Origin of the sequence: Sutterella parvirubra YIT 11816, assembly GCF_000250875.1 — a bacterium.
GTDB lineage: Bacteria > Pseudomonadota > Gammaproteobacteria > Burkholderiales > Burkholderiaceae_F > Sutterella > Sutterella parvirubra.
On the sequence record NZ_JH604912.1, the window covers coordinates 22,855 to 30,789 of the forward strand.

The 7,935-nt window shown below is 65.9% G+C and carries 6 protein-coding genes; all 6 read left to right on the forward strand.

Features of this window, described 5'->3' with window-relative positions; translation table 11 throughout:
• Window positions 1-2,204 (forward strand): bifunctional [glutamate--ammonia ligase]-adenylyl-L-tyrosine phosphorylase/[glutamate--ammonia-ligase] adenylyltransferase (glnE, locus tag HMPREF9440_RS02970; protein ID WP_008541370.1); only part of this gene is annotated, 2,204 nt, incomplete at its 5' end.
• A 106-nt stretch (window positions 2,205-2,310) separates the two neighbouring features.
• On the forward strand, window positions 2,311-3,288 hold the full coding sequence (locus tag HMPREF9440_RS02975) for a YheT family hydrolase (protein ID WP_040763347.1): 978 nt from the start codon (window positions 2,311-2,313) through the stop codon (window positions 3,286-3,288).
• A gap of 38 nt (window positions 3,289-3,326) precedes the next feature.
• On the forward strand, window positions 3,327-4,373 hold the full coding sequence (gene hemH / locus HMPREF9440_RS02980; protein WP_008541372.1) for a ferrochelatase: 1,047 nt from the start codon (window positions 3,327-3,329) through the stop codon (window positions 4,371-4,373).
• A gap of 148 nt (window positions 4,374-4,521) precedes the next feature.
• Window positions 4,522-5,124, forward strand: coding sequence for a nucleotide exchange factor GrpE (gene grpE / locus HMPREF9440_RS02985; RefSeq protein WP_008541374.1), 603 nt, complete (start codon window positions 4,522-4,524; stop codon window positions 5,122-5,124).
• 289 nt (window positions 5,125-5,413) lie between these two features.
• Window positions 5,414-7,333 carry a molecular chaperone DnaK gene (gene dnaK / locus HMPREF9440_RS02990; protein ID WP_008541376.1) on the forward strand — a complete coding sequence of 640 codons (1,920 nt, stop codon included), beginning with the start codon at window positions 5,414-5,416 and terminating at the stop codon, window positions 7,331-7,333.
• A gap of 148 nt (window positions 7,334-7,481) precedes the next feature.
• Window positions 7,482-7,935 (forward strand): DnaJ domain-containing protein (locus tag HMPREF9440_RS11830; protein ID WP_245523558.1); only part of this gene is annotated, 454 nt, incomplete at its 3' end.

Here is a 7,935-nt window from a genome sequence, read left to right on the forward strand (position 1 = left end):
CGAATGGGGACTCGGGCCCGATCGTGTGCTCGACCGACATGCTGGAGGAGTACCTCTACGCGCAGGGGCGCGACTGGGAGCGCTTCGCTTGGTTGAAGGGCCGCATCTGCAACCGGGCGGTCTACGAGACGCCCGCCGCCTTCGAGCAGCACGCCCTGGGCGTGCGCGCGCTCGTTCGCCCCTTCGTCTTCCGCAAGTACCTCGACTTCGGCGCGATCAGTTCGCTCACGAAGCTCCATGAGCTCGTGCGCGCCGAGACGGACCGGCGCGAATTGGCCCGTGGTGCGGAAGGCGTCAACGTCAAGCTCGGCCGCGGCGGGATCCGCGAAATCGAATTCATCGCACAGACCCTGCAGGTGATCCGGGGCGGGCGCGACGCGACGCTGCGGGGGCGCGAGACGCTTTTGATGCTGGACGCCCTGGCGCGCGCGGGCGCGATGCCCGAAGAACGCGCCGCCAAGCTCAAAGAAGCCTACGTGTTCCTCCGGAACGTCGAGCACGCCCTTCAGTACGTCGACGACCAACAGACGCAGTTCCTCCCCCGCACGGGCGAGACGGCGGAACGCGCCGCCCGGCTTCTGGGCGTCACGTTGGAGGACCTTTGGACGCAGGTCGAAGCCGTGCGCGGCTTCGTCGCGCAGGCCTTCGAGGGCGTCTTCCTTTTGAAGGACGAAAAGGCGGAGAGCGCCGGAGACGACTGGCCCGTCGGTTGGCAGACGGGCACGCGCACCGCGCGCGAAGCCCTGGCGGCGAAGCTCCGGAGCCTCGGCTACGGCGAAGATCTCGACGAAGTGATCGAGCGCGTGACGGCGCTCGCCACGGGGCGCCGCGGCGCGATGGGCGAAGAGGCGCGCTCGCGCATGACGAAGCTTCTGCCCTTCGTCATGGAAAAGGCGCCGGGCTGGTGCGGTGCGGGCGCGGGGCGCGTCATCGCGCCCGAAGAGGCGCTCGGGCGCTACCTGAAGCTGCTGGAGGCCGTCTCGGGGCGCTCGACCTACGTCGCGATGCTCCACCAATACCCGCGGGCGGCGGAGCGCGTCGGCCGCATTCTGGCGGCGAGCCGCTGGAGCACCGACTTCGTCGTGCGCCACCCGATCATCCTCGACGAACTGGTCGACGGCCGCATCCGCGAGATGAGCGACGACTCGCCCGTCGACCGCTCGGCCTGGCGCGCGGAACTGCGCGCCGCCCTGGCGCAGGCCGAAGGCGACGTCGAGCGCCAGATGAACGTGCTGAGGGACGCGCACCACGCGGCGCTCTTCCGTCTGCTCGTCGCGGACCTCGACGGGCGCTTCACCGTGATGCGGCTTGCGGACCAACTCTCGGCGTTGGCCGACGCGGTGATCGCGGAAGTGTTGGAACTTGCCTGGGCGAACCTCACGAAGCGTCACGCCGAGCGGCCCACCTTCGCCGTCATCGGCTACGGGAAGCTGGGCGGGAAGGAGCTGGGCTACGAGAGCGACCTCGACCTCGTCTTCATCCACGACGACCCGGCGCAGGAGGCGGATGCGGTCTACGCGCGGCTCGTGAGGAAGATGCTGAGTTGGCTCACGCTCCAAACCTCTTCCGGGAAGCTCTTCGAGGTCGACATGCGGCTTCGCCCCAACGGCGAGAACGGCCTCATCACGACGAACTTCGCGCAGTTCTCGCGCTATGAGCGAAACGAAGACGGCCACGGCGCGTGGCTCTGGGAGCACCAGGCGCTGACGCGCGCCCGCTTCGTCGCGGGCGACGACGCCCTGGGCGCCAAATTCGAGGCCGAGCGCGAGTTCGTGCTGCGCACGCCCCGCGACCGGGAGATGGTCCTCTCGGGCGTCGCCGAGATGCGCCGCAAGATGCGGGACGGCCACCCCAACCGCACGGCGCGCTTTGACATCAAGCACGACGCGGGCGGGATGGTGGACGTGGAGTTCGCGGTGCAGGCTCTGGTCCTCATGCACGCCCACGAGCACCCCTCGATGGTGCTGAACCTCGGGAACATCCAGCTCCTCGAACTCTCGGGCGCGTTGGGATTGATCCCCGAAGCGACGGCCGAGGCTGCCGCCGACGCCTACCGGAAGCTTCGCGTCATTCAGCACGAGGTGAGGCTCAACGCCGGCGAAGGCGTGCCGGCGCGGGTCGAACCCGAGCGGGTCGAAACCGAGCGCCGTGCGGTCGAGGCGCTCTGGAGGGCGGTCTTCGGAGAGCCCTGGCGGAAGGACTGAGGGGAAGGGCGCCCGTACCTTCAGGCGTGAAGGTACGGAAAGGCAAATGCGCCCGGCAGGTCTACAATGGTTGGGTTTTCCTCAGCCCGGAAAAAGGAATTCCCCCATGCCCGTACTCACCTCCGACTACCGCGCGCCTTCCTGGTGTCCCGGTTCGCACATGCAGACCGTCGTGCCCGCGCGTCTCTCGAAGACGCCGGAGGTGCAGTACCGACGCGAATTCCTGACGACCCCCGACGGCGACATCGTCGTCTGGGACTGGGTGAAGCCCGAGCCCGCCGATCCGAAGACGCCCGTGATGATCCACTTCCACGGGTTGGAGGGCTCGAGCGGCAGCCACTACGCCCGCGCCTTCATGGACGCGTGCGTCAAGGCGGGCTGGCGCGGCGTCGTCGCGCACTTCCGCACGTGCGGCGGGGTGATGAACCGATTCCCCCGCGCCTACTTCGCCGGGGACACGGCCGACAACCGCTGGGTGTTGGAGACGGTGAAGGCACGCTTTCCCGACGCGCCCCGCTATGCGGTGGGCGTGAGTCTCGGGGGGAACCAACTTTCGAAGTGTCTCGGCGACATCGGCTCGGAAGGGGAGGAGCTTCTCACCGCGGCCGTCTCGGTCTGCGCGCCCTTGGACCTCGTCGCCGGGAGCGAGCGCATCTCGAAGGGCGTCAACTTCCTCTACGCGGACATGTTCCTCGGGACCCTCAAAGAGAAGCTCCGCGAGAAGGCGAAGATGTTCCCGGGCGAATTTGACGCGAAGCGCATCGAAGCCTGCAACACGATGTTCGACTTCGACGAACTCTACACCTCGCGCATCCACGGGTTCCGAAACGCCATGGACTACTGGCAGAAGTGCTCGGCGAAGCCGGCGCTCCCCGGCGTGCGCGTGCCGCTGCTTCTTCTCAACGCCAAAAACGACCCGTTCCTTCCCGCGTGGATCCTACCCTCGGCCCTGGAAGTGAGCGACCGGGTCTGCATCGAGTATCCGGAAGAGGGCGGCCACGTCGGCTTCCCCGAGGGGAAGATCCCCGGGCGCAACACGTACCTTGCGCGGCGCATCATGCGCTTCTTCAAAGAAGGCCGGTGAGGCCCCTCTCAATGCCCGGTTAAGAAAAGCCGGGCACAATGGCGGCCAACCGCATCCTTTTTGAAGACCTCGTTGCGCTCATGAACAAACCTCAAGCCGCCGTGCTGCTCATCAACACGGGCTCGCCCGCCGCACCCGAAGCCGACGCCGTGCGTGAATACCTCGCCGAGTTTCTCTCGGACCCGCGCATCATCGAGATGCCGCAGTGGAAGTGGCAGCCGATCCTGCGCGGCATCATCCTGAGGAAGCGCCCTGCGGAGAGCGCGAAGCGCTACCGGAGCGTCTGGACGGAGGAAGGAAGCCCCCTCATCACGCACACCCGGCGCACGGCCGAACGCCTGAGCGGACGGCTCTCGGACGCCCCGCACGTGAAGGTCGTCTGGGCGATGCGCTACGGGAAGCCGGCGGTGGCGGACGTGCTGGATGAACTCCGCCGCGAAGGGATCGAACGGATCGTCGTCATGCCGATGTTCGCGCAGCGCGCGGCGCAGACGACGTCGGCGTGCTTCGACGCCGTGCTGGACCATCTGCGTGCGGGCCGCATCTACCCGGCCCTCCGCTTCGTGCCGGGGTACCACGTCGACGAGGGCTACGTCGAAGCCCTGGCCGAACACCTGCGCGCCCACTGGGCGAAGGCGGGCGACATCCGCGAAACGGGCGGGCACCTCGTCCTGAGCTTTCACGGGATCCCGAAGGCGAGCGTCGAAGTGTCGGGCGACCCCTACGAAAAGGAATGCCGCGAAACGGCCGAAGCCTTGGCGAAGCGTTTGGGGTTGACCGACGCCGACTGGTCGCTCGCGTACCAGAGCCGGTTCGGCCGCGACGAGTGGCTTCGTCCCTATGCGATCGAGCACGTCGAGGAGCTCGCCCGAAAGGGCGTGAAGCGCGTCGACGTCTTCTGCCCGGGGTTCGCCGCCGACTGCCTCGAAACGATTGAGGAAATCAACGAGGAGCTCCGCGGGTTCTACCTCGCCCAAGCGGGCGAAGACGCGGTCTTTCACTACGTGCCGTGCCTGAACGCCTCGGACGAAGCCGTGCGCGCCTACGAGCGGATCATCCGCCGGACGCTGGGCGACTGGATCTGACCGAATCGGGGTCGGGGGGGCGAAAAACCGCCCGAAAAAGGGGCGGACTTGAAAAAATGCCCCGCCGTCCCCATATGATTCCCAAAGACATTGAGCGGCCGGGTCCTCTTGCCCGCCCGCACGTACCCATCACGTAGAGAAGACTGACATGACGCAGAATCAGGAAGAGAAGGAAGTGAAGTCGTGCTGCCAGGGCGAAGAGAACGCCTGCGGCGAAGGCTGCACTTGCGGCGCTGAGGGCGAACACGCCGCCGAAGGCCAGGCGGAAGCCGCCACGCCCGATACGGTCGAAACCCTTCAGACGGCCCTGAAGCTTGCCGAAGCGAAGGTGATCGAGCACTACGACCTCTACGTCCGCGCGATGGCCGAACTCGAAAACACCCGCCGCCGTGCGTCGGAAGAAGTGCAGAAGGCGCACAAGTTCGGGATTGAAAAGTTCGCCGAAAACCTCCTTCCCGTCGTCGACAGCCTGGAGAAGGCCCTCGAAGTGACGAAGGACGATCAGGACAATCCGATGCGCGAAGGCATGCTCGCCACGTACCGCCAGCTCGTCCACGCTTTGGACGTTTCCGGCATGAAGCCGATCGACCCGAAGGGCGAGGCGTTCGACCCGCACAAGCACCAGGCGATCGCGATGGTGCCCGCGCCCGAAGGCGTCGCCGCCGGGAACGTCGTCGAGGTGTTCCAGCGCGGTTGGCTGATCAGCGAACGCGTGCTCCGTCCCGCGATGGTGAGCGTCGCGCAGGGTTGATCTCCCTGCGGGTTCATCCGCATCTCAAGCGCGAAAAAGGCGTCCTCCGACAAGGCGGGCGCCTTTTTGTCGATGGAACACCTTGAAAAGCTTGAGAAAATTATGCCGGATGAAAAAATTTCGCACGGCCCCCTCGGCGGGGCTTGAATTTTTTTGGGGTGTCCCCATATAGGGATTAAGACGGGAGAACGGCAAGGTTCTCCCCACGCGTTCGATGCTGCCGCTCGCTCCGTCAGAGCGACGTCGAGCGAACGAAACAGCACTTCAATAGAAGAAGGGATTCAGAAACATGGCAAAAATCATCGGTATCGACCTCGGTACGACGAACTCCGCCGTCGCCGTCATGGACGGCGACAACGTCAAGGTCATTGAAAACAGCGAAGGCGCCCGCACGACGCCCTCCATCGTGGCCTACATGGACAACGGCGAGATCCTCGTGGGCGCGCCCGCGAAGCGTCAGGCCGTGACGAACCCGAAGAACACGCTCTTCGCGGTGAAGCGCCTCATCGGCCGCCGCTTTGACGACGCCGAAGTCCAGAAGGACCTCGGTCTCATGCCCTTCAAGATCGCCCGCGCCGACAACGGCGACGCCTGGGTCGAAGTCTCCGGCAAGCAGCTGGCGCCGCAGCAGGTGAGCGCCGAAGTGCTCCGCAAGATGAAGAAGACCGCCGAAGACTACCTCGGTGAAACCGTCACGGAAGCCGTGATCACGGTGCCCGCCTACTTCAACGACAGCCAGCGCCAGGCGACGAAGGACGCCGGCCGCATCGCCGGTCTTGAAGTGAAGCGCATCATCAACGAACCGACCGCCGCGGCGCTCGCCTTCGGCCTCGACAAGGGCGGCTCCGCCGACCGCAAGATCGCCGTCTACGACTTGGGCGGCGGCACGTTCGACATCTCGATCATCGACCTCGCGAACGTCGACGGCGACAAGCAGTTCGAAGTGCTCTCCACGAACGGCGACACGTTCCTCGGCGGCGAAGACTTCGACCAGCGCCTCGTCGACTATCTCATCACCGAATTCCGCAAGGACACGGGCGTCGACCTCTCGAAGGACGTGCTCGCGCTCCAGCGCCTGAAGGACGCCGCTGAAAAGGCGAAGATCGAACTCTCGAGCCGTCAGGAAACGGAAGTGAACCTTCCCTACATCACGGCCGACGCGACGGGTCCGAAGCACTTGAACGTCAACGTGACGCGCGCCAAGTTCGAAGCGCTCGTCGAAGACCTCGTTCAGCGCACGATCGAACCCTGCCGCAAGGCGCTCCGCGACGCCGGCGCGAGCCAGAGCGACATCACCGACGTGATCCTCGTGGGCGGCCAGTCCCGCATGCCGCGCGTGCAGGCCGTCGTGAAGGAATTCTTCGGGAAGGACCCCCGCAAGGACGTCAACCCCGACGAAGCCGTCGCGATCGGCGCCGCCATTCAGGGCTCCGTCCTCACGGGCGAACGCCATGACGTGCTCCTTCTCGACGTCACCCCGCTCACGCTCGGCATCGAAACGCTGGGCGGCGTGATGACGCCGATGATCAAGCGCAACACGACGATCCCGACGAAGCACGCCCAGGTCTTCTCGACCGCGGAAGACAACCAGCCCGCCGTGACGATCAAGGTCTATCAGGGCGAGCGCGAAATGGCCGCGTCGAACAAGCTCCTCGGCGAATTCAACCTCGAAGGCATTCCGCCGTCTCCGCGCGGCCTGCCGCAGATTGAAGTGACCTTCGACATCGACGCGAACGGCATCCTGCACGTCGCGGCGAAGGACAAGGCCACCGGCAAGGAAAACACGATCACCATCAAGGCGAGCTCGGGCCTCTCCGAGGACGAAATCGAACGCATGGTGCAGGACGCCGAAGCCAACAAGGCCGAAGACCACCGCCGCTTCGAACTCGCGCAGTCGCGCAACATGGCCGACGCCGCCGTCAACCAGGTCCAGAAGACGCTGAAGGACTTGGGCGACAAGGTCGAAACCGTGGACCGCGCCGCCTGCGAAGAAGCCATCAAGGACGTCGAAGAGAAGATCAAGGGCGAGGACAAGGATGCGATCGACAAGGCCGTCGAACGCCTCCAGAGCGCCGCGCAGAAGATCGGCGAAAAGCTCAATCAGGCCGCGCAGGCCGCCTCGCAGCAGGCGGGCGCCCAGCAGGCTGATGCGGGCAAGGCCGGCAAGGACGACGACGTCGTCGACGCCGACTTCACCGAGCGCAAGTAAGGGTCCCATGAGACCGCACCCCGCGGGGTGCGGTCGGGCCTGAAATGAAAGGGGTCGGCCCGATCATCGGATCGGCCGGCCCTTTCCCGGTTTCAACGGGGACCACGAAGCCCTGCGGGGCTTCGGGCTTCTCCGCACAGAGTTGACCATGGCAGATCAGGATTATTACGAGTTGCTGGGCGTTTCGAAGACCGCCTCGGCCGACGACATCAAGAAGGCCTACCGCCGTCTTGCGATGAAGTACCACCCGGACCGCAACCCCGGCGACAAGGCCGCCGAGGAGAAGTTCAAGGAAATCGGCGAAGCCTACGCGGTGCTCTCCGACGAGCAGAAGCGTGCGGCCTACGACCGCTTCGGCAAGGCCGGCGTCAATCCGAACGGCGGCGCGGGCGGTCCCGGCGGCTTCGGCGGGTTCGGTCAGGGCTTCGGCGGCGCGGACTTCCAGAGCGCCTTCGGCGACATCTTCTCGGATCTCTTCGGCGGCGGCCGCGGGGGCGGCGCGCGCCGCGACCAGGGCGTCCCGGGGAACGACATGCGCTTCGAGCTTGAAATCACGCTCGAAGAAGCGGCCCGTGGCACCGAAAAGGACATCCGCGTCCCGA